Annotated in this window: 22 protein-coding genes; 15 read left to right on the top strand and 7 right to left on the bottom strand. The window is 37.3% G+C overall.

Annotated elements, in window-relative coordinates; genetic code table 11:
- Positions 1–15 precede the first annotated feature (15 nt).
- The 3 genes from EG339_RS08990 (at position 16) to EG339_RS08980 (ending at position 2,295) form a co-directional block, all read left to right on the top strand.
- Positions 16–1,005, top strand: a complete 990-nt coding sequence (locus tag EG339_RS08990) for a D-alanine--D-alanine ligase (protein ID WP_123869889.1) — start codon at positions 16–18, stop codon at positions 1,003–1,005.
- An 80-nt stretch (positions 1,006–1,085) separates the two neighbouring features.
- On the top strand, positions 1,086–1,550 hold the full coding sequence (gene coaD, locus EG339_RS08985; RefSeq protein WP_047098871.1) for a pantetheine-phosphate adenylyltransferase: 465 nt from the start codon (positions 1,086–1,088) through the stop codon (positions 1,548–1,550).
- Positions 1,551–1,662: 112 nt separating this feature from the next.
- Positions 1,663–2,295: a trimeric intracellular cation channel family protein gene (locus EG339_RS08980; protein ID WP_123869888.1), complete on the top strand. Its 633-nt coding sequence runs from the start codon at positions 1,663–1,665 to the stop codon at positions 2,293–2,295.
- 72 nt (positions 2,296–2,367) lie between these two features.
- On the opposite strand, the gene EG339_RS08975 is transcribed toward EG339_RS08980, so the two are convergent.
- Positions 2,368–2,937, bottom strand: a complete 570-nt coding sequence (locus tag EG339_RS08975) for a DUF2892 domain-containing protein (RefSeq protein ID WP_123869887.1) — start codon at positions 2,935–2,937, stop codon at positions 2,368–2,370.
- Positions 2,938–3,086: 149 nt separating this feature from the next.
- Positions 3,087–3,584: a dihydrofolate reductase gene (locus tag EG339_RS08970; protein WP_123869886.1), complete on the bottom strand. Its 498-nt coding sequence runs from the start codon at positions 3,582–3,584 to the stop codon at positions 3,087–3,089.
- A gap of 75 nt (positions 3,585–3,659) precedes the next feature.
- On the opposite strand from EG339_RS08970, the gene EG339_RS08965 reads away from it, so the two are divergent.
- The 5 genes from EG339_RS08965 (at position 3,660) to EG339_RS08945 (ending at position 8,111) form a co-directional block, all read left to right on the top strand.
- Positions 3,660–4,265 carry a LemA family protein gene (locus tag EG339_RS08965; RefSeq protein WP_066690947.1) on the top strand — a complete coding sequence of 202 codons (606 nt, stop codon included), beginning with the start codon at positions 3,660–3,662 and terminating at the stop codon, positions 4,263–4,265.
- A 2-nt stretch (positions 4,266–4,267) separates the two neighbouring features.
- Complete coding sequence (locus tag EG339_RS08960) at positions 4,268–4,696, top strand: TPM domain-containing protein (RefSeq protein WP_123869885.1); 429 nt, start codon at positions 4,268–4,270, stop codon at positions 4,694–4,696.
- Positions 4,677–5,495 (top strand): TPM domain-containing protein, encoded by an 819-nt coding sequence (locus EG339_RS08955; RefSeq protein WP_123869884.1) that lies wholly within the window; start codon positions 4,677–4,679, stop codon positions 5,493–5,495. The genes EG339_RS08960 and EG339_RS08955 overlap by 20 nt, the downstream gene beginning before the upstream one ends.
- 198 nt (positions 5,496–5,693) lie before the next feature.
- On the top strand, positions 5,694–6,215 hold the full coding sequence (locus tag EG339_RS08950; protein WP_123869883.1) for an NAD(P)H-dependent oxidoreductase: 522 nt from the start codon (positions 5,694–5,696) through the stop codon (positions 6,213–6,215).
- A 3-nt stretch (positions 6,216–6,218) separates the two neighbouring features.
- Positions 6,219–8,111: a monovalent cation:proton antiporter-2 (CPA2) family protein gene (locus EG339_RS08945; RefSeq protein WP_123869882.1), complete on the top strand. Its 1,893-nt coding sequence runs from the start codon at positions 6,219–6,221 to the stop codon at positions 8,109–8,111.
- A gap of 2 nt (positions 8,112–8,113) precedes the next feature.
- Here the strand turns inward: EG339_RS08945 and EG339_RS08940 are convergent, their stop codons facing one another.
- Complete coding sequence (locus tag EG339_RS08940; protein ID WP_123869881.1) at positions 8,114–8,929, bottom strand: GIN domain-containing protein; 816 nt, start codon at positions 8,927–8,929, stop codon at positions 8,114–8,116.
- Positions 8,930–9,158: 229 nt separating this feature from the next.
- Here EG339_RS08940 and EG339_RS08935 point away from each other — a divergent pair, with 229 nt between their 5' ends.
- From EG339_RS08935 to EG339_RS08925, 3 genes are all read left to right on the top strand, one after another.
- Positions 9,159–9,527, top strand: a complete 369-nt coding sequence (locus EG339_RS08935) for an SPW repeat domain-containing protein (RefSeq protein WP_123869880.1) — start codon at positions 9,159–9,161, stop codon at positions 9,525–9,527.
- A gap of 158 nt (positions 9,528–9,685) precedes the next feature.
- Complete coding sequence (locus tag EG339_RS08930; protein ID WP_123869879.1) at positions 9,686–11,827, top strand: M3 family metallopeptidase; 2,142 nt, start codon at positions 9,686–9,688, stop codon at positions 11,825–11,827.
- Positions 11,828–11,911: 84 nt separating this feature from the next.
- Positions 11,912–12,289, top strand: coding sequence for a YchJ family protein (locus tag EG339_RS08925; protein ID WP_123869878.1), 378 nt, complete (start codon positions 11,912–11,914; stop codon positions 12,287–12,289).
- A 274-nt stretch (positions 12,290–12,563) separates the two neighbouring features.
- Here EG339_RS08925 and EG339_RS08920 read toward each other — a convergent pair whose 3' ends face one another.
- Both EG339_RS08920 and EG339_RS08915 read right to left on the bottom strand, forming a co-directional pair.
- The gene (locus EG339_RS08920; protein WP_068940056.1) at positions 12,564–13,064 is read right to left on the bottom strand and encodes an FKBP-type peptidyl-prolyl cis-trans isomerase; all 501 of its coding nucleotides are present in this window, start codon (positions 13,062–13,064) and stop codon (positions 12,564–12,566) included.
- A gap of 226 nt (positions 13,065–13,290) precedes the next feature.
- Entirely contained in the window at positions 13,291–13,542 is a 252-nt protein-coding gene (locus tag EG339_RS08915; RefSeq protein ID WP_123869877.1) for a VF530 family protein, read from the bottom strand.
- Between the two features lie 446 nt (positions 13,543–13,988).
- Between EG339_RS08915 and EG339_RS08910 the strand changes: the two genes are divergently transcribed.
- A complete protein-coding gene (locus EG339_RS08910) occupies positions 13,989–15,194 on the top strand; it encodes a metallophosphoesterase family protein (protein ID WP_123869876.1) in 1,206 nt (401 codons plus the stop codon).
- Positions 15,195–15,197: 3 nt separating this feature from the next.
- Positions 15,198–18,233, top strand: coding sequence for an AAA family ATPase (locus EG339_RS08905; protein ID WP_123869875.1), 3,036 nt, complete (start codon positions 15,198–15,200; stop codon positions 18,231–18,233).
- A 219-nt stretch (positions 18,234–18,452) separates the two neighbouring features.
- On the opposite strand, the gene EG339_RS08900 is transcribed toward EG339_RS08905, so the two are convergent.
- Both EG339_RS08900 and EG339_RS08895 read right to left on the bottom strand, forming a co-directional pair.
- Positions 18,453–19,478 carry an LLM class flavin-dependent oxidoreductase gene (locus EG339_RS08900; RefSeq protein WP_123869874.1) on the bottom strand — a complete coding sequence of 342 codons (1,026 nt, stop codon included), beginning with the start codon at positions 19,476–19,478 and terminating at the stop codon, positions 18,453–18,455.
- 303 nt (positions 19,479–19,781) lie between these two features.
- Entirely contained in the window at positions 19,782–21,920 is a 2,139-nt protein-coding gene (locus tag EG339_RS08895; protein WP_123869873.1) for a S9 family peptidase, read from the bottom strand.
- 328 nt (positions 21,921–22,248) lie between these two features.
- Between EG339_RS08895 and EG339_RS08890 the strand changes: the two genes are divergently transcribed.
- Both EG339_RS08890 and ygiD read left to right on the top strand, forming a co-directional pair.
- Positions 22,249–22,761: a YceI family protein gene (locus EG339_RS08890; RefSeq protein WP_123869872.1), complete on the top strand. Its 513-nt coding sequence runs from the start codon at positions 22,249–22,251 to the stop codon at positions 22,759–22,761.
- Between the two features lie 81 nt (positions 22,762–22,842).
- Positions 22,843–23,670 (top strand): 4,5-DOPA-extradiol-dioxygenase, encoded by an 828-nt coding sequence (gene ygiD / locus EG339_RS08885; protein WP_123869871.1) that lies wholly within the window; start codon positions 22,843–22,845, stop codon positions 23,668–23,670.
- The last annotated feature ends 3 nt before the right edge of the window (positions 23,671–23,673 follow it).

Here is a 23,673-nt window from a genome sequence, read left to right as displayed (position 1 = left end):
TGATACTATATGGTTATGAATAAAAAAAGTGTTGCCGTAGTAATGGGAGGCTATTCTGATGAATATGTTGTATCCTTAAAAAGCGGGCAGTTGATCTATGATTCCTTAGACAGAAATCTTTACGACGTATATAAAGTAGTAGTCCTTAAAAACGAATGGTATTTTTTAGGCGAAAATGATAAAAAATATCCCATCAACAGAGGAGATTTTTCTGTTAGCTTAGATAATGGAGAAACATTAAAATTTGATGTATGCTTCAATATCATCCATGGAACACCGGGTGAAAATGGGATCCTGCAGGCTTACTGGGATGCTATAGGTCAAAAATACACAGGTTGTGATTTTTACCAGAGCGCCCTTACCTTTAATAAAAAAGACACTCTTGCCGTATTGTCAAAATATGGAATTCCATCAGCAAAAAGTATTTATTTAAGAAAAGGAGAATATATTGATGTAGATAAAATTGTGGAAGAATTAAACCTTCCGCTTTTTGTAAAGCCTAATCAGTCTGGATCTTCACTGGGGATTTCTAAAGTAAAAGAAAAATCTGAACTGATTGCAGCTACAGAAATTGCCTTCAAAGAAGATGATGAAATTCTTATCGAAAGCTTCCTGAACGGAATGGAAGTTTCTGTAGGGGTTATTGATTTTAAAGGAGAAACTATTGTCTTAGGAATTACTGAAATTGTTCCAACCAAGGAATTTTTCGATTATGAAGCTAAATATGAAGGTGCTTCCGAAGAAATTACTCCTGCACGAATTGACGAAGAAACCACAAAAAGAGTAGAAGAAATTGCTAAAAGAGCATACAATTCCCTTGGAATGAGCGGATTCTCAAGAAGCGAATATATCTTAATGGATGGTATTCCTTATATGCTTGAAATGAATACGAACCCTGGATTCTCTCCTGCAAGTATTCTTCCTCAACAGGCAAGACATTATGGAATTTCTATTATGGACCTTTGTGGAAATGAAGTTGAAAAAGCATTAAATAAAAGAAAATAAGATAATAGATGTTAAAAATAGAAGATCTACATTATCATGGGTCTTGCCATTTTTAACGCACAATTATAAAACCAGACAACATGAAAATTGCTGTTTTCCCAGGATCGTTTGATCCCATTACTTTAGGACATTATGATATTATAGAAAGAGCGGCCCCGCTATTTGATAAATTAATTATCGCCATTGGCCAGAATTCCCAGAAGAAATATATGTTTCCTCTTGAAAAAAGAATGGAATTCATTCAAAATTCTGTAGCAGAATTCCCCAATGTAGAAGTAGATTCTTTCGAAGGCTTAACGGTAGATTACTGTTTTGAAAAAAATGCACAATACATCATCAGAGGACTGAGAAATCCTGCTGATTTTGAATTTGAAAAAGCAATTGCCCATACTAACAGGACTTTAGCTCACAAAAAGCTGGAAACTGTATTCTTATTAACCTCATCCGGAAAATCATTCATCAGCAGCAGCATCGTAAGGGAAATCATTACCCACGGCGGCGAATACGAACTGATGGTTCCGGACTCTGTAAGGGTTGAAAGATAAACAAGATTATAATTGATAAGCGATAAATGATAATTGAAACAATGGCCAAGAATTTGCTTAAGCAGAAAATCACTCATCAATTATCATTTATCAACGATCATTTATAATATATATGCACGAACAGTTCAACTTTGCCATAGAAGTACTGGGAACCATAGCGTTTTCCATGTCAGGAAGCTTTGCGGCTATGCAGAAACGGCTTGACCCTTTCGGTGTTCTTATTATTGCCTTTGTGACTTCCGTAGGCGGAGGAACCGTAAGGGACCTTTTACTGGATATCCCTGTATTCTGGATGCATGATCTTCTGATGTGTGCCCTGATTATTATTACCAGCGTTGTCTCCATGGTCTTCAAGTCCCTTGAAAAAAACTTTAAGGTTACATTATTCATTTTTGACAGCTTTGGCCTTGGGTTATTTACCATTATCGGAATTCAGAAAGGATTAAATGCTGGCATTCATCCACTGATTTGTATTGGGCTTGGAACAATCACGGGTTGTTTCGGAGGAATTATCCGGGATATCTTACTGAACAGAATTCCGTTGATTTTCAGAAAAGAAATCTATGCTACGGCATGTATTGTAGGTGGAGCTGCATTTTTATTCATGACGAAGTATACTCCGTTATCCTATACTTTTGTACAGATCTTTACCATTTTACTGATCGTTGCCATTAGAACACTGGCAGTTAAATACCACTGGCAGATCCCTAAGTTTTATGGCTATGACCAGACATCGGAAATGTAATTATTATAAAATTATAAGCATAAAAAAAGCACCTGAATCAGGTGCTCTTTTATTTTATCTGTGGTTTCTTAATTAGAAGTATTTGCCTCTATTTCTCATATTAGGATTGTGCATATGCTTCTGCATGGTTGGCATTTTCAGCTGTTCCTTCATCATTTTGATCTGATCCGTCATCATTCCTGCACTGTCTAATCTTTTTGCTTCATCCAATAGCTTCTGACCTTCCTGCTTTCTTCCTTTAGAAATAGCAGCTGCTGCAAGGTTTAAAGTAGCCATTGCTCTGTCATGCTTCATATTCAAACCATATTCCAAGGCTTTTTTCATTAGAGGTTCCACTTTGGTTGGGTGATCCTGAGCCTGTGTTAATCCTAATAAATAGTGGAAATATCCGTATTGAGTTTTATGAAGCTGTCCTTTATAGTCTGTAATTTTTGTTAGCCATTCTGCAGCTTTCTCCATATTCTGCTTTCTCAATTGCCAGAATGCCAAAAGGATATACTCATTTTTAAAGTAAAGTATGATTGGAAATGCGGCAAGAAGAAAAACAACTATTCCCCATCCGAGATTTCTGGTGAAAATCATCATATAAAGCCCCAGAAGGATAAGAAGTGCTGCTACTGCAATTTTAATGTTCTTATTCATTATTAAATTTTAGAAGTGCAAAGATAATAAATTTAAAGGTTAAAGTTCAAAAAGTCAATAGTGAATGGTCAATTCGCTGCAAGTGTCAACTTTTATGTCAGGCAGCTGTCCACAATTCACTTTGCAAGGCAAAATTGGTTACTGATTGTCTAAGCTTCTTTTTTAATTCTTTCAAACGTCTGGAAACAGAAATCATAACCATTCTTTTCGTCTTTTTCATGACAGGTTTCATTGGTTTTTTTCCAGATCTTTTCATCTATTTTAGGAAAAAATGTATCTGCTTCAAGATCTGCTTTTACCAGAGTCACCTCAAGTTTATCCACAATATCCATTGTTTGTTCATAAATGTTTCCGCCTCCGATAACAAAAACTTCTTCATCAATTTTTTTAGCAAACTTGATAGCTTCCTTAAGGCTTCCCACAATAAGAATTCCTTCCTCAAACCAGTCTTTCTTTCTTGAAACAACAATATTGGTACGGTTAGGAAGTGGTTTTCCAATACTCTCGTACGTTTTTCTTCCCATAATGATCGGATGCCCGGAAGTAAGGTCCTTAAAATGTTTCAAATCTTTCGGAAGATGCCAAAGCAACTGGTTTTCAAAACCAATCTCGTTCTTCTCTCCCATTGCCACCACTATTGTTGTCATTCAAATATAATTTTCTACAAAATTAGCACATAATTTGTATATTTGATTAGCACAAAAAATTAAAAAAAATAAACTATGAAAAATAAAGGATGTCTGGGCGCCGGAACCATTGGTATTGCCCTCCTTATTATTGTTGCAGTTCTATTCTTCTGGGGAAAAAGCGGATATAACAGCTTTGTCAACAAAGAGCAGACTGTTAACGCTAAATGGTCTAATGTAGAGACCGTGTATCAGAAAAGAGCGAATCTTATTCCTAATCTGGAAAGAACAGTAAAATCGTATTCAAAATTTGAGCAGGAAACCTTAACGCAAGTGGTGGAAGCACGTTCTAAAGCGACTTCTATCAACATTGACCCTACCAATATGACGGAAGCAGATCTTGCTAAATTCCAGGCTGCACAGGGAGAATTGTCCGGTGCGTTAAGCAGATTAATGGCTGTGGTGGAGTCTTATCCTAACCTGAAAGCAGATCAGCAGTATATCAACTTCCAGAGAGAATATACCGCTATTGAAAACAGCATTAGAACGGAAACCGTTTACTATAACGATGCTGCAAAGGATTACAATACCTCTATCAAGACTTTTCCGAATAATATTCTGGCGAATTTCACTAACTTTAAAGAAAAACCTTATTTCAAGGCTGATGCAGGAGCTCAAAAAGCCCCTGAAGTATTTAAATAAAAATGGGTAATTTCCTTACAAATCAACAGATCGCTTCCCTTGTGGAAGCGATACAGTCAGCAGAAGACCATTCAACAGGTGAGATCAGGGTACATATTGACTCTAATACAGAAAACCGTGATGCTAAAACAGCATTTGAAGTTTTTAAAGAACTGTGTATGGATAAAACTACCGACAGGAATGCCGTGCTTTTTCATGTGAATTTTGAACAGAAATACCTCACCATTATTGGTGATGTAGGCATTCATAAAAAGGTACATCAATCCTATTGGGACCATCTTCATGACTATATTACGTCTGAATTTGCCAAAGGAAATTATTATCAGGCATTGAAAAGTGCTATCCTGGAAACAGGCCTTGAACTTAAAAAACATTTTCCTGTAGAAGGAGAAAACCCAAACCAACTTCCAAATGAAATTACATTCTCTTAAAATAGTATTTTCATTTTTACTGCTCTGCTTTTACACATTTGTATCTGCACAATATACCATTCCCAAAAAACCTGCAGTTTTATATCCTGTTTTTGATGAAGCGGGACTTCTTTCCCAGCAGGAAAAAGATGCCCTTAATAATAAGCTCATCAAATTTGCAGATTCCACTTCCACAGAAATTGAAGTTGTTATCATTAAGTCCACTAAAGGCGAAGATGTCAACTTCCTGGCCACTATGTTTGGTGAACAATGGAAGATTGGAAAAAAAGGAGTGGATAACGGAGTTGTTTTCCTGATTGCTACTGAAGACAGAACCATGTCTATCCAGCAGGGACGTGCCGTAGAACAATATCTTACGGCATCCGTTGCAGGACAGATTCTGGATTATATCGTTACGCCTAACTTCAAAAAGGGTCTTTGGTATGAAGGGATTAACCGTGGTACCTCAGCCATTATGGAAGCTGTTGAGGGTAAATTCAAACCTGTTCCTACTACGGCACCTTCCGGTGACGGCAGCGCGCTTAAGGTTCTTATCATTGCCTTTGTTATTTTTATCATCATTGCTATCCTCTTCGGGAACCGGGGCGGCGGTGGCGGTGGTCGTGGTAATTATGACGACGACGATGATGTTATCATCACCAGAAGAGGACGCAGAAATTATCCTGGCGGGTTCTTCCCATTCCCGGGCAGTTTTGGTGGCGGTGGCTTTGGTGGTGGAAGTTCAGGAGGTGGCGGTGGCTTTGGAGGCTTTGGCGGCGGCGGAAGTTTCGGCGGCGGCGGTGCTTCAGGAGGATGGTAATCTTATAAAAAATTATAATCAGATATCATGAAATCAGGTCGTAAGGACCTGATTTTTTATTTAAAAACCTAAAATAACAGTATTTCTTTGATTTTAATTAACATTAAATCTATATTCACATATTAAAAAATTAATAAATCGACACAAAATCTACCTTTTATTCAATATTTTTTCAGTATATTTACTGAAAACAGGATTATGAAGAAGACATTGGTAGTATTTGCACACCCTTATCTGGAGCACTCCAATTCGAATGTAGAGCTCATCAATTTCTACGTTCGTCACCAGCATTATACCTTAAGAGATCTTTATGAAGAATATCCTGATTTCCATATTGCCGCTTTCAGGGAAAGAAAACGCTTAGCCAATTACGACCGTTTTGTTTTTCAGTTCCCACTAATTTGGTTCGGGATGCCTCCTCTGTTAAGATTATGGATTGATGAAGTTTTTGACCGTGACTGGCTTCAGCCTGGTAAGCACAATCCTCTGGAAAACAAAGAAGTTTATATTCTGGTGACTACCGGTGGAAAAGAAAGATCTTTCAGTAAAACCGGAACTTATCAATATACCGTAGATGAGCTGATTAGTGGATTAATTGTTTCATTAAAGGTTTTCAAGGCAGACATAAAACATATTAAAATCGTTTACGAAGCCAACAAATTGTCTAAAAAAGAAATTATCCTGCATAAAAAAGAGTTTACAGAACTGCTCAATCAATAATCTATGGAGTCCAGCTTAGCGATGAACACATTAATTTTTCTGGGTGTAGCCATTATCATGGTTCCGCTGGCTAGAAAATTGGGTTTGAGTTCAGTAATCGGTTATATTTTAGGAGGAATCATCATTGGTCCTTACGTTCTGAGACTTACCGGAAATAATGTGAATGACATTATGCATGCCAGTGAATTTGGAGTTATCATGCTTTTATTTATTGTGGGTCTTGAACTGGAACCCCGGAAGTTCTGGGAAATGCGTAAGAAAATTATGGGGCTGGGACTCACCCAGATGCTGCTGACCATTTCATTATTATTCCTGGTATTCATCAGTGTAGGCTGGAGAATAGATAAGGCTATTGCAGTGGCTATGTGTTTCGCATTATCCTCTACTGCTATTGTATTGCAGACACTACAGGAAAAGAACAACCTTAAAACAACAGCTGGTGAAGCATCATTCTCCACTTTGTTATTCCAGGATATTTCTGTGATCCCTATTTTGGCTATCCTTCCGATCATTGCCAACTATAAGGCAAAACACCATGATAATGAAATTCAAATCCTGATCCAAAAGCTTCCGGAATGGCTTCAGGCCAGTACTGTGATTCTTGGAGTAGCCCTGCTGATTCTGCTGGGCAGATATGTATTTGTCCCTTTTCTACGCTATGTTTCAAAATCCGGAATGACTGAGCTGTTAACAGCCTCCTCCCTATTCCTTGTTATCGGGGTTTCTGAGCTGATGGTGGTTATTGGGCTGTCTCCCGCATTAGGAGCTTTCCTTGCCGGAGTAATGTTGGCCAACAGTGAATTCCGCCATGAGCTGGAAGCACAGATCAATCCTTTCAAAGGGTTACTGTTAGCGGTATTTTTCGTGAGTGTAGGGTCAACGATAAATTTCAACATCATCCAAAAAGATCCACTGTTTATTTTCAGTACCGTATTTTCGGTATTGGCTGTAAAATTTTTAGTACTGTATACGATTGGTAAATTCTATAAAATAGATACTCCACAAAGCCTTTTCTATGCCTTCGCCCTTTCGCAGGTGGGAGAATTTGCATTTGTCCTGATTAATTATGCTTCGGATCTTTATCTCTTAAGCTCGGAACTGAATGCCCAGCTGATGGCTGTTACAGCAATCACCATGTGCATCACTCCGGTTCTTCTTATCCTTAATGACAAATTTATTACTCCTAAATTTATCCGCGAAGTTCCTGAAGAGGAGCATGATTACAATATTCTGGACAGTGATGTCACTCAGAAAAAGATCATCATTGTAGGTTTCGGACATTTTGGAAGTACCGTAGGACGTCTTTTAAAAGCTAATAAAATACCTGCAACGGTCCTGGACAGGGATTCTGACCGTGTGAAGCTTTTAAGGAGCTATGGCTTTAAGGTTTATTATGGTGATGCCACAAGAATTCCTATTCTGAGAGCAGCAGGAATTGAAGAGGCAGAGATTCTGGTGTTATGTCTTGATGATCCTGATGATAATATGTTTATTGCAGAGCTTGTTCGTGAACATTATCCGGAGGTTAAAATATTTGTAAGGGCAAAAAACAGAATTGATGCTTATGAATATCTCAACAACGGAATTAATCATATTTACCGGGAAACATTGGGTACCGCTGTTGATATGGCCGTTGATGTTCTGCATGAAACAGGAATGAGAAAGTATGCAGCGAGACGTCTTGGACAAAGGTTTATGGCAATTGATAAGGCTTCCATCAGAAAACTGGCAAAAGCAACCGAAGACAGTGAGATTGCGTTATTCACCACAAAAGAAATCCTCCAGCGTGAGGAGGAATTATTAGCTTATGACAATCTTAATTTTGATAATAAAAACTGGGAAGATTCCTCATCGTCCGAGGAAGAAGAGGAAGAAGAGGAAGAATCCCAGGATTGATTTTATTGGATGTTGATGCTTCCACCACTGCTTTCTTCTTTAGTGATGTTTTTAAGATCTCCTTTTCTGGCGATATCAACACTTCCTCCTGAAGAGGCTTCTGCCTTAACGGAAGAAACTGCACTGATGTGAATGTTGGCTCCGCTGGATGCATCAGCGTCTACATGATCTGCAATAACTTCTTTAGCTGAAATACTACTGCCTGAAGAAGAACTGATATCCGCATTTTTTGCTTTTCCGGAAATATCAATACTTGATCCTGATGAAGATTCTATATCAAGATTTACAGCCCAGATTTTTCCGCTGAAATTACTGCTGCTGTCTGCATTAATATTTAAATCATTAGCTTCCAGATTCCCGGAAATACTTCCGGCACTGGATACCTCAACGCTTGTTTTTTCCTGTGTAAACTTATCTTTCACATTAATGCTCGCCGCAGATTCTGCAACTAATTTTGTAAAGTCTTTGGTATAGATTTTTGCAGTTACTTTACTGATATTCATCACTCTGATTCCAGGCTTATAGTGAATATGAAGCTTTCCGCCGCTGTTGTCTACAAGAACCTCATCAATAATACTTTGAGGGGCTGAAATGATTACTTTTTCTGTATCAGATTTTATAATTTCTGCTTCTATCGCCTGGGAAACCTGAATTTCATCAAAATCTCCATTGAATTCTCTCTGCTGAATAGGTCCTGTTTCCTTATTGATTACTTTCTCTACCCAGCCACTTTTTTCTTTATTTCTTTTCTCATGTCTTTCATTACATGAGGCTAAAAGCACTAAGGCTGAAAAAATAAAAAGAGTCTTTTTTTTCATGTTTATTTTTTTATAGATTATTTTTCAGTTATATAATTAATAACAACTAAAATATGAAAAATATTACATTGTTTTCATTAAATACCATTTCCGAATACAAATAGGCCCTTGTATACTTAACATATAGTACCTTTAAAAAAAACATTGATAATCAATCTGCTATACCACAAAAACCATAATGATGGTATAATGCTTGTTCTATCATTCATCAAACCACAAAAATAGTATTATGCTTACGTCAAAAACACACGCCATACTGGATTACCTTATGGGCACATTGCTCATAGCCATCCCATGGCTGCTAGGGTTTGCAGACAACAGCGCTGCAACAGTTTTACCAGTTATACTGGGTGCATCTACATTGGCTTACAGCCTTCTTACAGATTATGAATATGCTTTGGCTCCGGCTTTTTCCTTTCAGGGGCACCTTCTTCTTGATTTAATGTCTGCCATTCTCCTCACCGTATCCCCTTGGCTGTTTGAATTTTATGAAAAGGTATATTGGCCCCATCTCATCATAGGGATAGTGGAACTTATCGCTATAGCTATTACCAGAAAGGCACCTCCGGAAACTCATTTTCCAATGAAGACTTATTAAATAATTACAGATATTTCAACTTCTAAGCTTTGCTGAACACCAGTGAAGCTTTTATCTTTCCTTATTGCCATTTATTGGGTTATATTAAATACATACTCCAAAATATCCACTATAAGGCAAGTTTTTAATATCTTTATGCTTTAATAACAACTATATTTATGAAGAATATTTCATCGGTATTATTAATTTCTGCCTTGGCGTTCAACCAATCTTGTACTACAATGAAACAGACCGATACAAAACAGGAACTTCCAGCTCCTGATCCATCCTTATCTTCAAACCCTTTTACGAAGAAGAGTAAGCTTCAGTATGAAGCTCCGGAGTTTGACAAAATTAAAAATGAACATTTTAAACCGGCTTTTGATTTCGGCTTGAAGCAACACGCTGCTGAAATTGAAAAAATTGCCAATAATCCGGCTGCACCTACTTTTGAAAATACCATTGTTGCATTGGAAAAAAGCGGCGAGGTGCTGAGAAGGGCACAGATTGTATTTTCTAATCTTACCAGTGCGAATACAAATCCTACTTTACAGGCTTTGGATGAAGAATATGCTCCTATTTTTGCTGCGCATTCTGATAAAATGTACCTGAATGAAAATCTTTATAAAAGAATCAAATCAATCAAAGAAGATGGACTAGATCCTGAAAGCAAGAGATTGGTACAGTATTATAAGCAAAACTTTGAGATTGCAGGAGCTAATCTTTCTGCTGCAGATAAAGAACAGCTTAAGCAGATTAACCAGGAACTGGCTTCTCTTTCCACCCAATATGCCAATAAATTATTGGAAGCAAGAAAGCAAGGTGGGGTATTCTTTTCTGATGCAAAGGAACTTGACGGACTTTCTGCGGATGAGATTGCAGCTGCTGCTGCGGATGCTAAAACAGCAGGCCAGCCAGGAAAATACCTTCTTGCTTTACAAAATACAACCCAACAGCCTCTGTTACAGAACCTGAAAAACAGAGCTACCAGAGAAAAGCTATTTAAAGCTTCATGGACAAGAGCTGAAAAAGGGGATGCTAACGATACAAGAGAAACCATTGAAAAACTGGCTAAAACCAGGCTGAAGAAAGCTCAGATTCTTGGGAAAAAGAATTTTGCAGAATGGAAGCTTCAGGATCAGATGGCAAAAACACCTGAAGCAGCTACTAAGCTGATGAACCAGGTTGCTACGCCAGCCGTAGAAACAGCAAGACGTGAAGCTAAAGATATCCAGGATCTTATTGATCAGCAAAAAGGAGGGTTCAAGCTGGAACCTTGGGACTGGAATTTTTATGCTGAGCAGGTAAGAAAAGCAAAATTTGATCTTGATGAAAGCGAAATTAAACCTTATTTCGAAATCACAACTGTTTTAGAAAAAGGGGTTTTCTTCGCAGCTGAAAAATTCTACGGATTAACTTTCAAAAAAAGAACTGATCTTCCTGTTTATCATCCTGACGTGGTAACTTATGAGGTTTTCGACCATGATGGAAAATCTATCGCCATCTACTACCTGGATTTCTATACAAGAGATTCTAAAAATGGAGGTGCATGGATGAGTAACTTCGTAGAACAGTCTTATCTGATGGGAACGAAACCGGTAATCGTAAACTGTTACAATTATCAGAAACCTGCTCCTGGAAAGCCTTCATTAATCAGCTTTGATGATGTTTCAACAATTTTCCATGAATTTGGCCACTCTATCCACGGAATGTTTGCAAGCCAGAAATATCCTTCTCTTTCAGGAACAAACGTACCGAGAGACTTTGTAGAGTTTCCTTCTCAAATCAATGAGCATTGGGCACTGGATCCAACGGTAATAAAGAACTATGCGGTTCATTATGAAACAAAACAGCCGATTCCTCAGGCTTTAGTAGATAAAATTAAAAAAGCGGCTACCTTCAACCAGGGTTATATGACTACGGAATTAATTTCTGCAGCGGCCTTGGATATGGATTGGCATACGGTAACCAATGAAAGCCAGCTCATCCCTGTTTTAGATTTTGAAAAACAATCTTTAACCAACCACGGATTCACTTTAGCCACAGTTCCGCCAAGATACCATACGCCTTATTTTGCCCACATCTGGGGTGGTGGATATTCAGCAGGATATTATGCTTACCTATGGTCTGAAACATTAGATAATGATGCATGGGAATGGATCAGCAACAACGGTGGATTAACCAGAGAAAACGGTGACCGTTTCAGGAAATATATTCTTTCTGTAGGAAATTCTGTAGACCTTAACCAGGCATTCAGAGATTTCACAGGACACGATCCGGATATCAAACCTTTATTAAGAAACAGAGGGTTTATTAAATAAGATAATTGAAGCATTCTTTTAAGAGTGCTTCTTTTTTTGATTGAAATTGTATTCCTTATTTTTGTGGCTTAAAATTTAAGAAAGATGAATTGTCCCTGCTGTTCAGGAAAATCCTACGAAGAATGCTGCAAGCCTTACCATACCGGAGAAAAACATGCTCCTACTGCAGAAGCATTAATGCGCTCCCGGTTTTCTGCCTTTGCTATCCCAAATGGTGACTACTTAATGGAAACTACGCTTCCGGGAAAACGAAAATACCACAACAAACAGGACTTACAGGAATGGGGAGAAATTAATGAATGGACAAAACTTGAAATTATACAGACTCCTGCTGTAAACCATGTAGAATTTAAAGCATATTATACAGATCAGGATGGTCATCCGCAAATCCATCATGAGTTTTCTGTTTTCCAGAAAATGCATGAACGCTGGTATTATGTTTCAGGTGAATTTTTAGATTAAAAATATGAAGAAGAATCCTATTTACACATTGCTGCTTACATTTTGCAGTTTTGGAACCTTGTTAACGGATTCAGATTTGTATGGCAAAGATTGAAGGTAAATAGTTCCTGACATTGATTGATATTACGGAGTTTAACGCAGAATAAGCACAACTTCACTATTTTTACTTACAAAAAGTACCCCACAGAGCTTTCTGTGGGGTACTTTTTTATCTAAGCGTGGGAAAAATCCAACTTAAAAAAATGTCCGAAAAATCGGACATTTATATTATTTCTTAGTGAGCGTCAGTCCCATCAATTCCATGAGCGTGACCGTGTGATAATTCTTCTTCTGTTGCAGGACGAGTGTTTAATACTTCTACCTGGAAATCTAACACTTTACCAGCCATTGGGTGGTTAAGGTCTGCTACTACAGCTTCAGGAGTTACTTCTACTACAAAAGCCTGGAAATTATTCCCCTGGTTATCTGATAAAGGCAAAATTGCTCCAATTGGAGGAGTTCCTGATTCTTTGAACATTTCAATTGGTAATTGAGCAATAGCATCAGGCTGTCTTTCTCCATAAGCTTCTTCAGGCTGAATTACAAAAGCAGCTTTGTCACCAGCTTTCAAACCTAGGATATTTTCTTCAAATTTTGGAATCATCATTCCAACACCGTACAAAAATGTAAGTGGATTTTCTGCTGTTGTTTCTTCTACCAAAACTTTGCTTCCATCTGCTTCGATTGTGTGAAGTATATACTTTACAGCTACAACGTGATTGTTTTCGATTGTCATATTTTCTTTTTTTGTCGTGAATTTCTCTCACGATTAATCATACAAATATACTCTTTTTGAAATGATTCTATGAGTTGGGAAGCCGGGAGAAGGAAGAAGGTAGCTATGAGGGGCATAAGAGCACCGTCTCTATTTTTGAATCCTTCTTCTAAAATGTCTTCATGAATACAAAAAATGACAGAAGTATCAAGCCAGCAATAACCTTGAGCTTCACTCTTCCTGCTTTTTACTTCTTCTTTCCTGCTTCGTCTCTTTTTTTCTGTCTTAAAACATACAGATATAAACTTTCAACCTTCGCCCTTGCCCAATCTGTTTTTCTTAAAAACTTCAATGATGAATTGATACTGGGATTATCTGTAAAACATCTGATGTTAATTTGTTTTCCCAATTCTTCAAACCCCTGATAATATTCTACCAACTCTTCAAGAATAGCATCAAGTCTTTTTCCGTGTAAAGGATCTTTTGATTTTTCTTCCATAACGCAGTAAAATTAAGACATTTTATCAGACATGGCCATTAAAAATTGTTTCCCCACTTAATCTTTAGTATTTTTGATGTAGCAATTGCCTACCCGTAAAATTATCCACCACTAACCAGTATGAGCAAAAACAACGAAGCAAACAGGAAAAAAATAAAAAGAAAATTGATCAGAAAAAACGTAAAATACAAAATGCAGAAGCTGAAAGAAAAGCACGTTTAAAACAGATTGTAGAGGATTTCAAAGCAAAAGAAGACAATCATCAACTGTAAAATCATTCCCAGCCAATACCCTGGCTTTTTAAAAGAACATTAGTTGTGAAACTGAAAAATTATTGGAGTTCTTTCTGATTATATATTCCTTGATACGTTTAAGGAAAACCGTATTTTTAGAAATACAGCCGCATTTATCTTTGGGTATTTCCTTTAAACAATGATAACCTTTTTATGAAAATTTTACACACCGCCGACTGGCATTTAGGAAAAAAACTGGACCGCTTTTCACGACTGGAAGAGCAGGTTTCAGCAATGGAAGAAATTATCACGATTGCTGATGAGGAAAAGGCAGATCTTGTTCTTATTGCCGGTGATCTCTTTGATAATTTTAACCCTGCTGTAGAAGCCGTTGAGCTTTTTTATAAAACCTTAAAACGTTTATCTTTAAACGGAAAACGCCCTGTAATTGCTATTTCCGGGAATCATGATTCTCCTAATCTAATCAATGCACCGGATCCTTTAGCCAGAGAATGCGGAATTATTTTAATAGGACACCCAAAAGCAGAAATTATTCCTTTTGCAACAGATCACTTTAAAATTTTAAATTCAAAAGAAGGCTTTATAGAAATGAAGATCAGCAGTGTTGATTTTCCTGTAAGACTATTGCATACTCCTTATGCCAATGAAATCCGTCTGAAGGAATATTTAGGCGAGAATAAAGAGGAAGAGATCAATAATGTCCTTTCCAGAACGTGGAAAGAACTTGCAGACCTGTTCTGTGATGAAAACGGAGTCAACCTGCTGACTGCTCATTTGTATATGAATAAAAGAGGTGCTGAGATCCTGGAAGAACCTGAAGGAGAAAAACCCATCAAAATCGGAAATGCTGATCTTATTTATTCTGATAGTATTCCGGAACAGATTCAGTATACGGCTTTGGGTCACTTACATGGCTTTCAGAATATCGGAACAAAGGATAAGCCGGTTATTTATTCCTCTTCTCCCCTATGCTATAGCTTTAGTGAGGCTGGGCAGAAAAAATATGTTTCGATTATTGAAGCTGAACCTGGTAAACCCGTTTCTTATGAAAAAAAGGCATTGAAGAGCGGAAGGGCTTTAGTAAGAAAAACCTTTACATCCGTAGAAGAAACCATTCAGTGGCTGAAGGACAATCCCAATACATTTATTGAACTGACATTAGAAAGTGAAACTTTTTTAACGGCTGATGAGCGCAGATTGATCTATCAGTCTCATACAGGAATTGTCTATTTGATCCCTAAATTTAAAACCAGCGGATCTGGTGAAGAAATAAGTCATGAAATTAATTTAAACCAGGATATAGAAACGCTGTTCAAGGATTATTTTAAATCTAAAAACGGAGGCCAGGAAGCTAATGAAGAACTGATGAAATTGTTTAACGAAATTTTAAATACCTAAGCTATGATCCCTATTCAGTTAACCGTTGAAGGTTTATATTCTTACCGGGAACGTCAGACCATAGATTTCAGAAATCTTACGGAGGCGGGCTTATTTGGTATTTTTGGAGCGGTGGGTTCCGGAAAATCCTCAGTGCTTGAAGCCATTTCGTTTGCTTTATACGGCGAAACGGAACGGCTTAATATGCGTGACAAAAGAGCCTATAACATGATGAATTTAAAATCAAACACTTCCTATATTGAATTTGATTTTATTAATTATGAAAATAAACTGTTCCGGGCTACCAGAGATTTCAGACGGAATTCTAAAAAATTTGAAGATGTAAAACCTTATTCCGTAGTGTTCTATGAGAATATTGACGGGAAATGGATTCCTTTGGATCATTCTAATGCAGAACAGATTATTGGTTTAAGTTATTCCAATTTTAAAAGAACGATCATTATCCCTCAGGGGCAGTTTAAAGAGTTTCTTGAATTAGGGGCTGCGGACAGAACCAACATGATGAAGGAGATCTTCAGCCTTCAGCGTTATGACCTGCAAAATAATGTTTCAGTTTTAAATGCCAGAAACAGATCTGAACTGGATCAGCTTGAGGGACAGTTGAAAGGTTTTGAGGAGATTAATGAAGAAAAAATTCAGTTACAGAAAAACCTTTTGGAAGAGGAACAGAAAAAGCTTGCCCAGGCTAATGAAAAGTTTGAAAAGGTTTCCCAGGTTTATCAACAGTTGAAAAATTTAAAAACAGATTTTGAAAGTTTAAAACAAAACCGGGAAAAATTCAATACCCTTTCTGAACAAAAGCCACAGATGGATGCTTTAGAAGCTCAATCTGAATTATATGAACGTACTTTCAGGACTTTTAATCCATTAATTACTGAAAAAAAAAGGCTTTCCAAAAGTGTCGTTGAAAAAGGGAATGAGAAAGAAAGGCAGATCAAAGCTGTACAGGAAACGGAAACTGTTTTTAATCATATAAAGGAGCAGCTTGCTGTTTTGGAACCCAAGTTTAAGGCATTGGATCAGTCCAGGATACAGGAAAACGATCTAAATTTTATTGTACAGATCCTGAAGTTTTACAAGGAGATTGAAACGCTTAACGAAAGAACTCAAAAAGGTTCAGAAAAGGTAGCAGAAGTAGAAGCTCAAAGGGAAATCATTCAAAAGAAGATTACTGAACTTTCTAAAAATATTGAGGTTTTAAAAAGTCAAAAGCTTGACGCTTCTTTACTATCCGATGTGGGAAATTGGTTTATTCAACAGAAGAACTTCAAAAAATCACAGCAGGAACAACTTGAAAAAACTCAAAAGCATCAGAAACAGATTGAATTGATTGCTGAAGAGTTACAACCTTTTGCTCTCCAGGAAAACTTTAAAGCTGATTTCACAAATAAAAAAGAAGCTCTCGAAGCTCAAAAAAAAGAACTTTCCCAAAAGCTGGACCATCTGAAAATTCAGAAAGAACTTTCCCGTTTTGCCAGTGAACTCCATGATGGTGAAGCCTGTCCGCTTTGTGGATCTCAGGAACATCCGCATATTGTGGAATTTCATGACGTAAATACAGAACTGCAGGATATTCAGGAGAAAATTAAAGCAATTGAACAGGAAGCCCACCAGCTTCAGCAACAGGAAACTGCTGTTGAGAAAATTCTGGACAGAAAGAAAATCTTTGAAGAACAGCTGATCTCTGAACAGAAGGTCCTTCAACAAATTCAAAAGGATTTGGACAGCCACGTTCAACAATTTACATGGAAACAATTCTTTCCGGATCAGGAGGAGGATTTTGAGAAAAAAAGATCGGATTCTTTTGCTGTGGAGAAAAAGATTGAAGAAACGGACAAAATGATCAGCCTGGAACGTGAAAACCTGGACAAGGAAAGTAAGGTGCTGGACAAATATAAAAATGCTTTGGAAATGTTCAAGCTGGAAGAGGCTACAAAGCAGAAAGAGATCAATATCAGCCGTTCCAACCTTAAAATTCTGATGTGGGAGCCTTATGCACAAAAGTCCGTAGAGGAAATTGAAGAGGCTTATCAGAAATTAGCACAATCCAATGCAGAAACGGAGCAACTGTATCAAAAAGCTTCTCAACAGGAAAAAGATCTTGCTCCTAAGCTTGCAGAACAGAAAGCAATTGTAAGTCAGACAGAAAAACAGATTGCAGTACTTGAAAAAGAAATTTCAGAAAACCAGCAGACTATTGATAAGGCTTTAAAAGAGCATAATTTTACGGTCTTTAATGAAGTCGAAAATATCCTGCTACAGGAAATCAATATACAGGAAATCCGGGCTAAAATCCAGCAATTCAGAATTAATTTTGAAACCCTGAAGAAAGTAATTGAAGGACTGGAATTAAAACTTAAAAATCTTTCCTTTGATGATGAACAGTTTTCAATGGCTGAAAAACAGTTTGAAGAAGCTCATACTGAATTAAAGCAAATCAACGATGCCGTTGTCACCATGAATGCCGAAAGAGAAAGGTTAGAAAAAGAATACAGGAAAAAAGAAGACCTTCTGAAGGAGTTAACCAAGCTTCAGAAACGTTCCGAAAACCTGAAATTAATGATGAATCTGTTTAAAGGTGCCGGTTTCGTACAATATGTTTCTTCTATTTATCTGAGGCAGCTATGCGATCATGCCAATATCCGCTTCCATAAAATGACCAGAAACCAATTGAGCTTACAATTGAATGAAAATAATGATTTTGAAATCATTGATTATCTTAACGAAGGCAGAAGCAGAAGTGTGAAAACCTTGTCGGGCGGGCAGGCATTCCAGGTATCTTTAAGTCTGGCTTTGGCCCTGGCAGAAAGTGTACAGTCCAATGCTCAGGCGGATAAAAACTTCTTCTTTATTGATGAGGGCTTCGGGACCCAGGATACGGAATCTGTAAATATTGTATTTGAAACACTGACTAACCTGATGAAGGAAAACAGAATTGTAGGAATTATTTCCCATGTAGAAGAGCTTAAAGAAAAGATTCCTACGGCACTTAACATTATTAAAGATGAGGAAAGAGGAAGCTTAATTCAGATCATTTAACTTTAATTTTAAAATCACAAAAGTCACAAAAGTATTTAAACACTTTAGGTATCTTAAGTTACAATCTTTGCGCATAATAAGTACACTTAAGCTTTATGAAAATTTTGATTTTCAACTTATATGAACTTTTTAAGCTGCTCTATTATTAACTTTCTTAAGAGAACTAAAATATTTTAAGATAAAACTTTTGTGACTTTTGCGGTTCAATAATATCCGTAATTACAGGTTTTGAACCAATGGCTTTACTTCTTTCCCGAATAATTCAATGGATTTCATCATGATATCATTAGCCGGATCACCAATATCCATATGCCCGATGAATCTTGTAATTCCAAAAATCTCTTTCATATAAGCAATTTTATCTGCCACCTCAGCCGGGCTCCCGATAAACAAAGCTCCGTCTTTACTTCTTCCGCCATCATACTGCATTTTGGTATAAGGTGCCCAACCTCTGGAAGAACCTACCCTGTCCATCTGAGATTTATAGTTATGGAAATATCCGTCTACCACATTCTTATCATCACTTACAAAAGTATGGGAATGAATGGCAATCTGCATTTCAGACATATCATGCCCAGCTTTCTGATATTCCTGCTTGTAAAATTCGATCAGGTTTTTAAACTGAATCGGCATTCCGCCAATAATAGCTACCACCAAAGGCATTCCTAATTGTGCCGCACTTAAAACAGATTGCGGAGTTCCGCCTACTGCTCTCCAGATGGGAAGTCTGCCTCCATTTTTTGCTCTTGGATACACTGTCTGATTCTTCATCGGTGCCCGAAGTTTTCCGGACCAGGTTACATTTTCTTCAGAATTGATTTTTAATAATAAATCCAGTTTTTCATCAAACAGTTCTTCATAATCATTTAAAGAATAGCCATATAACGGAAATGATTCAATGAAGCTTCCCCGTCCTACGAATATTTCAGCTCTTCCGTTTGAAATTAAATCTAATGTCGCAAAATCTTCATACACTTTTACCGGTTCTGATGAACTTAAAACAGTTACTCCACTGGCTAATTTTATATTTTTTGTAATGCTTGCCGCAGCTGCCAATACTATTTCCGGTGAGGAAACAGCATAATCCGGACGGTGATGCTCTCCCATTGCAAAAACATCAATTCCTACCTCATCCATGAATTTAATCTGTTCCAGTATTTCACGAATCTTGGTTCCTGCATCTCTATATTTTCCGGTTGACTGGTCAAAAGTCAAATCACCGAACATTCCTATTCCTAATTCCATATTGTTGATTTTAGTTACACAAAAATACAGTTATAAAATGGCAGGTGCATTGATGTTTGATAAGATCGATAATATGCTTTAAAGAGAGATGAATTTTTAATAATATTGGAAAACACGCAAGGGCGCAAAAGAAAGTTTAATGTGGTACTGTTTTTAAGGCGCAAAAAGTCAGCATAACTTCTGCTGAAAATCTTTGATTTTCCTGCGCCTTAAAACTGCATGCCTTTTATTGCCTTTGCGCTCTTGTGTTTTCCACAAGAACTAATCAACAAAAAATCCAACCGCAATGGTTGGATTTTGATATTATTTCTTCAGATACTGATCAAAGTAATCTGTGATTTTCTGCATCAGGTGAACTCTGTCTTTTCCGATTACATTATGCGGATGTCCCGGATAAGCAAAGTAATCTAACTGAACTCCATTATCCACTGCCGATTTGATAAATTTAATAGAATGCTGCCACACCACCACATCATCCTGTGCTCCGTGGATCATCAATAGCTTTCCTTTCAGGTTTTGCACTTTATCCAAAAGATTAGCCGCTGCATACCCTTGTGGGTTTTCCTGCGGAGTATCCATATATCTTTCTCCGTACATAATTTCATACATACTCCAGTCTATTACCGGTCCTCCTGCAACTCCCACTTTGAATACATCCGGTTTGCGAAGCATGAAACTTGTTGTCATAAATCCACCAAAGCTCCATCCGTGGATTCCCATTCGGTCAGCATCTACATAAGGAAGAGATTTCAGATAATCCACTCCCTTCATCTGGTCGTTCATTTCCGTTGTTCCAAGATTTCTGAAAACAGCCTGTTCAAACTTCATTCCACGGTTGGCAGAACCTCTTCCGTCCATTGTGAAGATGATGTACCCATTCTGGGCCATATATTCATACCAAAGGTTTCCTGAGGCCGGGAAACTGTTTGTGATCAGCTGTAAGTGTGGTCCGTTGTACAGATAAACTATGGTTGGATATTTTTTGTTTGGATCAAAATTTGTTGGTAAGATGATCTTTCCATATAAAGGAGTTCCGTCATCAGCCTTTAATTCTACATTTTTAATTTCCGGTCTCTGATAATTCTTTAAAGGGTTTTCAGAATTAAAAAGAGGGGTTGCTTTTAAACTTGAAGTATTAATAATATTTCCTGCTCTAGGAATGTTTGCATTACTGTAAGCATCATAGATATAGTTTCCGTCACTGCTCAGAACCCCGGTGTGCATGCCTTCTGCAGTATCTAGTCTCTGCATTTTATAGTTCGTCCAGTTGATCTTATATAAATGTCTTTCCAAAGGAGTTTCTTTGGTAGAAGTAAAGTAGATTTCTTTTTTCTTGTCATTAAATCCTAAAATTTCAGTTACCAGCCAGTCTCCCTTGGTGATCTGAGCTATCAATCCTTTTTCAAGATTATAGTGGAACAAGTGATTATATCCAGTTCTCTGGCTTTGCCAGATGAAATCCGTATTTGAATTCGGGAAGAAAGTAAGCGGATGCTGAGGCTCTACATATTTACTGTCTGTTTCTTCAAATAAGGTCTTTACCAATGTTCCGGTAGCAGCATCATATTGGTTCATCTTCATATGATTCTGTCCTCTGTTCAATACTGCTACAAAAATATATTTTGAATCCGGGCTCCATGTAACTGCTGTAAGATACTGGTCTTTTTCACCATCAATCTTCAGGAAAGTTGTTTCCTGTGTTTTCATGTTAAAAACACCCAGTGTTACCTGATGAGACGTTTGCCCTGCCATTGGATATTTGATGTTATGGTTAACAGCAGGAGTTACAGACCAATCGATGACCGGATAGTCTGCCACCATGGTCTGATCCATTTTATAGAATGCCACACTTTCAGAATTAGGTGCGGGGAAAATACCGGTATCAATTCCGAATTCATTTCTGTGAACGGCCTGCCCGCTGATGATATTCTCATTAGCTTCATTGGTTACCGCTATGGTTTTCCCATTTCTATTTACAAATAAATTATTCTTTGCTGTAAAGGCAAAAGTTTGTCCGTCACCAAACATTTTTACGTTAGCAGCATCCTGATCTATAACTGTTGAATTCTTTACTTTCCAGTCGCTTCCTGATTTTTCAATCCAGAACATTTTCCCGTTTGTATTGAAATAGCCATCAGATTTTCCTGTAAACTTAATAGGGGGAACAGATTTCAGCTTGCTATCTGCGAAATGTCTGTTCAACTGTGTCAGAGATATCAAAGTATCCTGTTTATTTGTTTTTAAATCTGTAGCCAGATATCCTCCTTTTACAGCCTGTATATAGGATTTACCGTCCGCAGACCATGAAAAATGCGATATATTTTTCACAGCCAGGTTAGTTCTCATTCCATTTACAGCCTCCGCCATCGTAAACTTCTGTGTCTGGGCAAATACTGAACTACCCAAAACAAGCATCAATAAAGAAAATTTATGTAATTTCATTGTATAAAATTGAATCCATCAAAAATAAGAAATAAAAACCAACCGTTAAGAAACGTTAAAATAAAACATTCATAAAATGGAATTAATTCATCTATAAGAAATATTTCTTAACTTAATGGTAGAATTTTGTAGGTCTGGTTGGAGAAATGTAAGGGCACAAAATTTATTTAAGGAATACGTTTTTAAGACGTAAAGATTTTAATTGAAGGTAAAGGTAATTCTATAATTCAATGTAAACAATTTCATTTCTTATCCTATATCAATGACTCGTATATGCTCTCTGTTCTAAATTTGCATCATTAATAATAACAAAAAATACAAAATTACAATGGCAACAAAATGGACCTTAGACCCAACGCATAGTGAAATTACTTTCAAAGTAAAACACATGATGATTTCTAACGTAAAAGGAAGCTTCAGAACTTTCACTGCTGAAATTGAATCTGAAGATGAGTTCTTTGCAAACGCTAAAACTACTGCTACCATCCAGACAGATTCTGTGTTCACTAATAATACTGACAGAGATAATCACTTGAAATCTGCAGAATTCTTCAATGCTGAAGCTCATCCAACTATTACTTTTGAATCTCAGAACCTGAACAATGAAGTGGTTGGAAACCTTACCATCAACGGAATTACAAAACCTGTAACATTAGATGTAGACTTCGGTGGAATTAACGTTGACCCATGGGGAAATACAAAAGCAGGTTTCTCTTTTGAAGGGAAAATCAGCAGAAAAGATTTCGGATTGAACTGGAACGCAGCTCTTGAAGCAGGCGGTGTAATGGTAAGTGATGATGTAAAAATCGCTGGTGAATTACAGTTTGTAAAACAAGCTTAATTTATAACATACTTTTTAAAAGGTTCAGGGATTTTACTAAAAAACCTTGAACCTTTTATTTTTTATCAATATGCAAGTATTATGAACCTCAACGATCTTCAAAATATAAGTGAAAATTTCAATACCACACAGCGAATGCCGGTTTTATTCCTTGGACATGGTTCGCCGATGAATGCTATTGAAGAAAATCAATTTGTACAGGGATTCCGAAAAATCGCAAGTGAAATTCCAAGGCCTAATGCAATTCTATGTATTTCTGCGCATTGGTATACCCAGGGAACTTTGGTTACTGCGATGGAAATGCCCAAAACAATCCACGATTTTTATGGATTTCCTAAGGAATTGTTTGAAGTACAATATCCCGCTCCCGGCAGTCCCGAACTTGCCAGGGAAACTGCTGAACTTTTACTTCCGGTAGAAGTGGAGGAAGATCATAACTGGGGATTGGACCATGGTACGTGGTCTGTCATCAGGCATTTGTATCCTGATGCAGATATTCCCGTTATTCAATTAAGTATTGATTATACGAAACCTCCACAATATCATTATGACCTTGCCAAAAGACTGAATAAACTTCGTGAGAAAGGGATTCTGATCATAGGCAGCGGAAATATTGTTCATAACCTACGTATGATCGACTGGAAAAACATCAATACTGTTGGTGCTGGCTGGGACTGGGCAATCGAAGCCCGTGAAAAAACTAATAACTGGCTTCTGGATGGTAATTTCCAGAATATTATTGATTATCAGAAACAGGGTACCTCTCTGCAATATGCAGTTCCTACTCCGGACCACTACCTTCCTTTAATTTATACTTTAGGATTAAAAGACAAGGCTGAAGAATTAACACTGTTTAATGATGAGCTTATAGGAGGTTCGCTGAGTATGACTAGTGTAAGAATCGGATAATAT

It is taken from the genome of Chryseobacterium bernardetii (assembly GCF_003815975.1).
In the GTDB taxonomy this organism is placed as follows: domain Bacteria; phylum Bacteroidota; class Bacteroidia; order Flavobacteriales; family Weeksellaceae; genus Chryseobacterium; species Chryseobacterium bernardetii.
The sequence above is the reverse complement of the archived record's forward strand: the minus strand, read 5'-3'. Positions and strand labels throughout refer to the sequence as shown.

Excerpts from the sequence above, each read along its gene's own strand:
- EG339_RS08990 (WP_123869889.1), top strand. The coding sequence starts at position 16 with ATGAATAAAAAAAGTGTTGCCGTAGTAATGGGAGGCTATTCTGATGAA.
- ygiD (WP_123869871.1), top strand. The coding sequence starts at position 22,843 with ATGAACCTCAACGATCTTCAAAATATAAGTGAAAATTTCAATACCACA.
- EG339_RS08940 (WP_123869881.1), bottom strand. The coding sequence starts at position 8,929 with ATGAAAAAAAAGACTCTTTTTATTTTTTCAGCCTTAGTGCTTTTAGCC.
- EG339_RS08950 (WP_123869883.1), top strand. The coding sequence starts at position 5,694 with ATGAAGAAGACATTGGTAGTATTTGCACACCCTTATCTGGAGCACTCC.
- EG339_RS08980 (WP_123869888.1), top strand. The coding sequence starts at position 1,663 with ATGCACGAACAGTTCAACTTTGCCATAGAAGTACTGGGAACCATAGCG.
- EG339_RS08915 (WP_123869877.1), bottom strand. The coding sequence starts at position 13,542 with ATGGAAGAAAAATCAAAAGATCCTTTACACGGAAAAAGACTTGATGCT.
- EG339_RS08890 (WP_123869872.1), top strand. The coding sequence starts at position 22,249 with ATGGCAACAAAATGGACCTTAGACCCAACGCATAGTGAAATTACTTTC.
- EG339_RS08905 (WP_123869875.1), top strand. The coding sequence starts at position 15,198 with ATGATCCCTATTCAGTTAACCGTTGAAGGTTTATATTCTTACCGGGAA.
- coaD (WP_047098871.1), top strand. The coding sequence starts at position 1,086 with ATGAAAATTGCTGTTTTCCCAGGATCGTTTGATCCCATTACTTTAGGA.
- EG339_RS08970 (WP_123869886.1), bottom strand. The coding sequence starts at position 3,584 with ATGACAACAATAGTGGTGGCAATGGGAGAGAAGAACGAGATTGGTTTT.
- EG339_RS08975 (WP_123869887.1), bottom strand. The coding sequence starts at position 2,937 with ATGAATAAGAACATTAAAATTGCAGTAGCAGCACTTCTTATCCTTCTG.
- EG339_RS08930 (WP_123869879.1), top strand. The coding sequence starts at position 9,686 with ATGAAGAATATTTCATCGGTATTATTAATTTCTGCCTTGGCGTTCAAC.
- EG339_RS08895 (WP_123869873.1), bottom strand. The coding sequence starts at position 21,920 with ATGAAATTACATAAATTTTCTTTATTGATGCTTGTTTTGGGTAGTTCA.
- EG339_RS08900 (WP_123869874.1), bottom strand. The coding sequence starts at position 19,478 with ATGGAATTAGGAATAGGAATGTTCGGTGATTTGACTTTTGACCAGTCA.
- EG339_RS08965 (WP_066690947.1), top strand. The coding sequence starts at position 3,660 with ATGAAAAATAAAGGATGTCTGGGCGCCGGAACCATTGGTATTGCCCTC.
- EG339_RS08955 (WP_123869884.1), top strand. The coding sequence starts at position 4,677 with ATGAAATTACATTCTCTTAAAATAGTATTTTCATTTTTACTGCTCTGC.
- EG339_RS08935 (WP_123869880.1), top strand. The coding sequence starts at position 9,159 with ATGCTTACGTCAAAAACACACGCCATACTGGATTACCTTATGGGCACA.
- EG339_RS08960 (WP_123869885.1), top strand. The coding sequence starts at position 4,268 with ATGGGTAATTTCCTTACAAATCAACAGATCGCTTCCCTTGTGGAAGCG.
- EG339_RS08920 (WP_068940056.1), bottom strand. The coding sequence starts at position 13,064 with ATGACAATCGAAAACAATCACGTTGTAGCTGTAAAGTATATACTTCAC.
- EG339_RS08945 (WP_123869882.1), top strand. The coding sequence starts at position 6,219 with ATGGAGTCCAGCTTAGCGATGAACACATTAATTTTTCTGGGTGTAGCC.
- EG339_RS08925 (WP_123869878.1), top strand. The coding sequence starts at position 11,912 with ATGAATTGTCCCTGCTGTTCAGGAAAATCCTACGAAGAATGCTGCAAG.
- EG339_RS08910 (WP_123869876.1), top strand. The coding sequence starts at position 13,989 with ATGAAAATTTTACACACCGCCGACTGGCATTTAGGAAAAAAACTGGAC.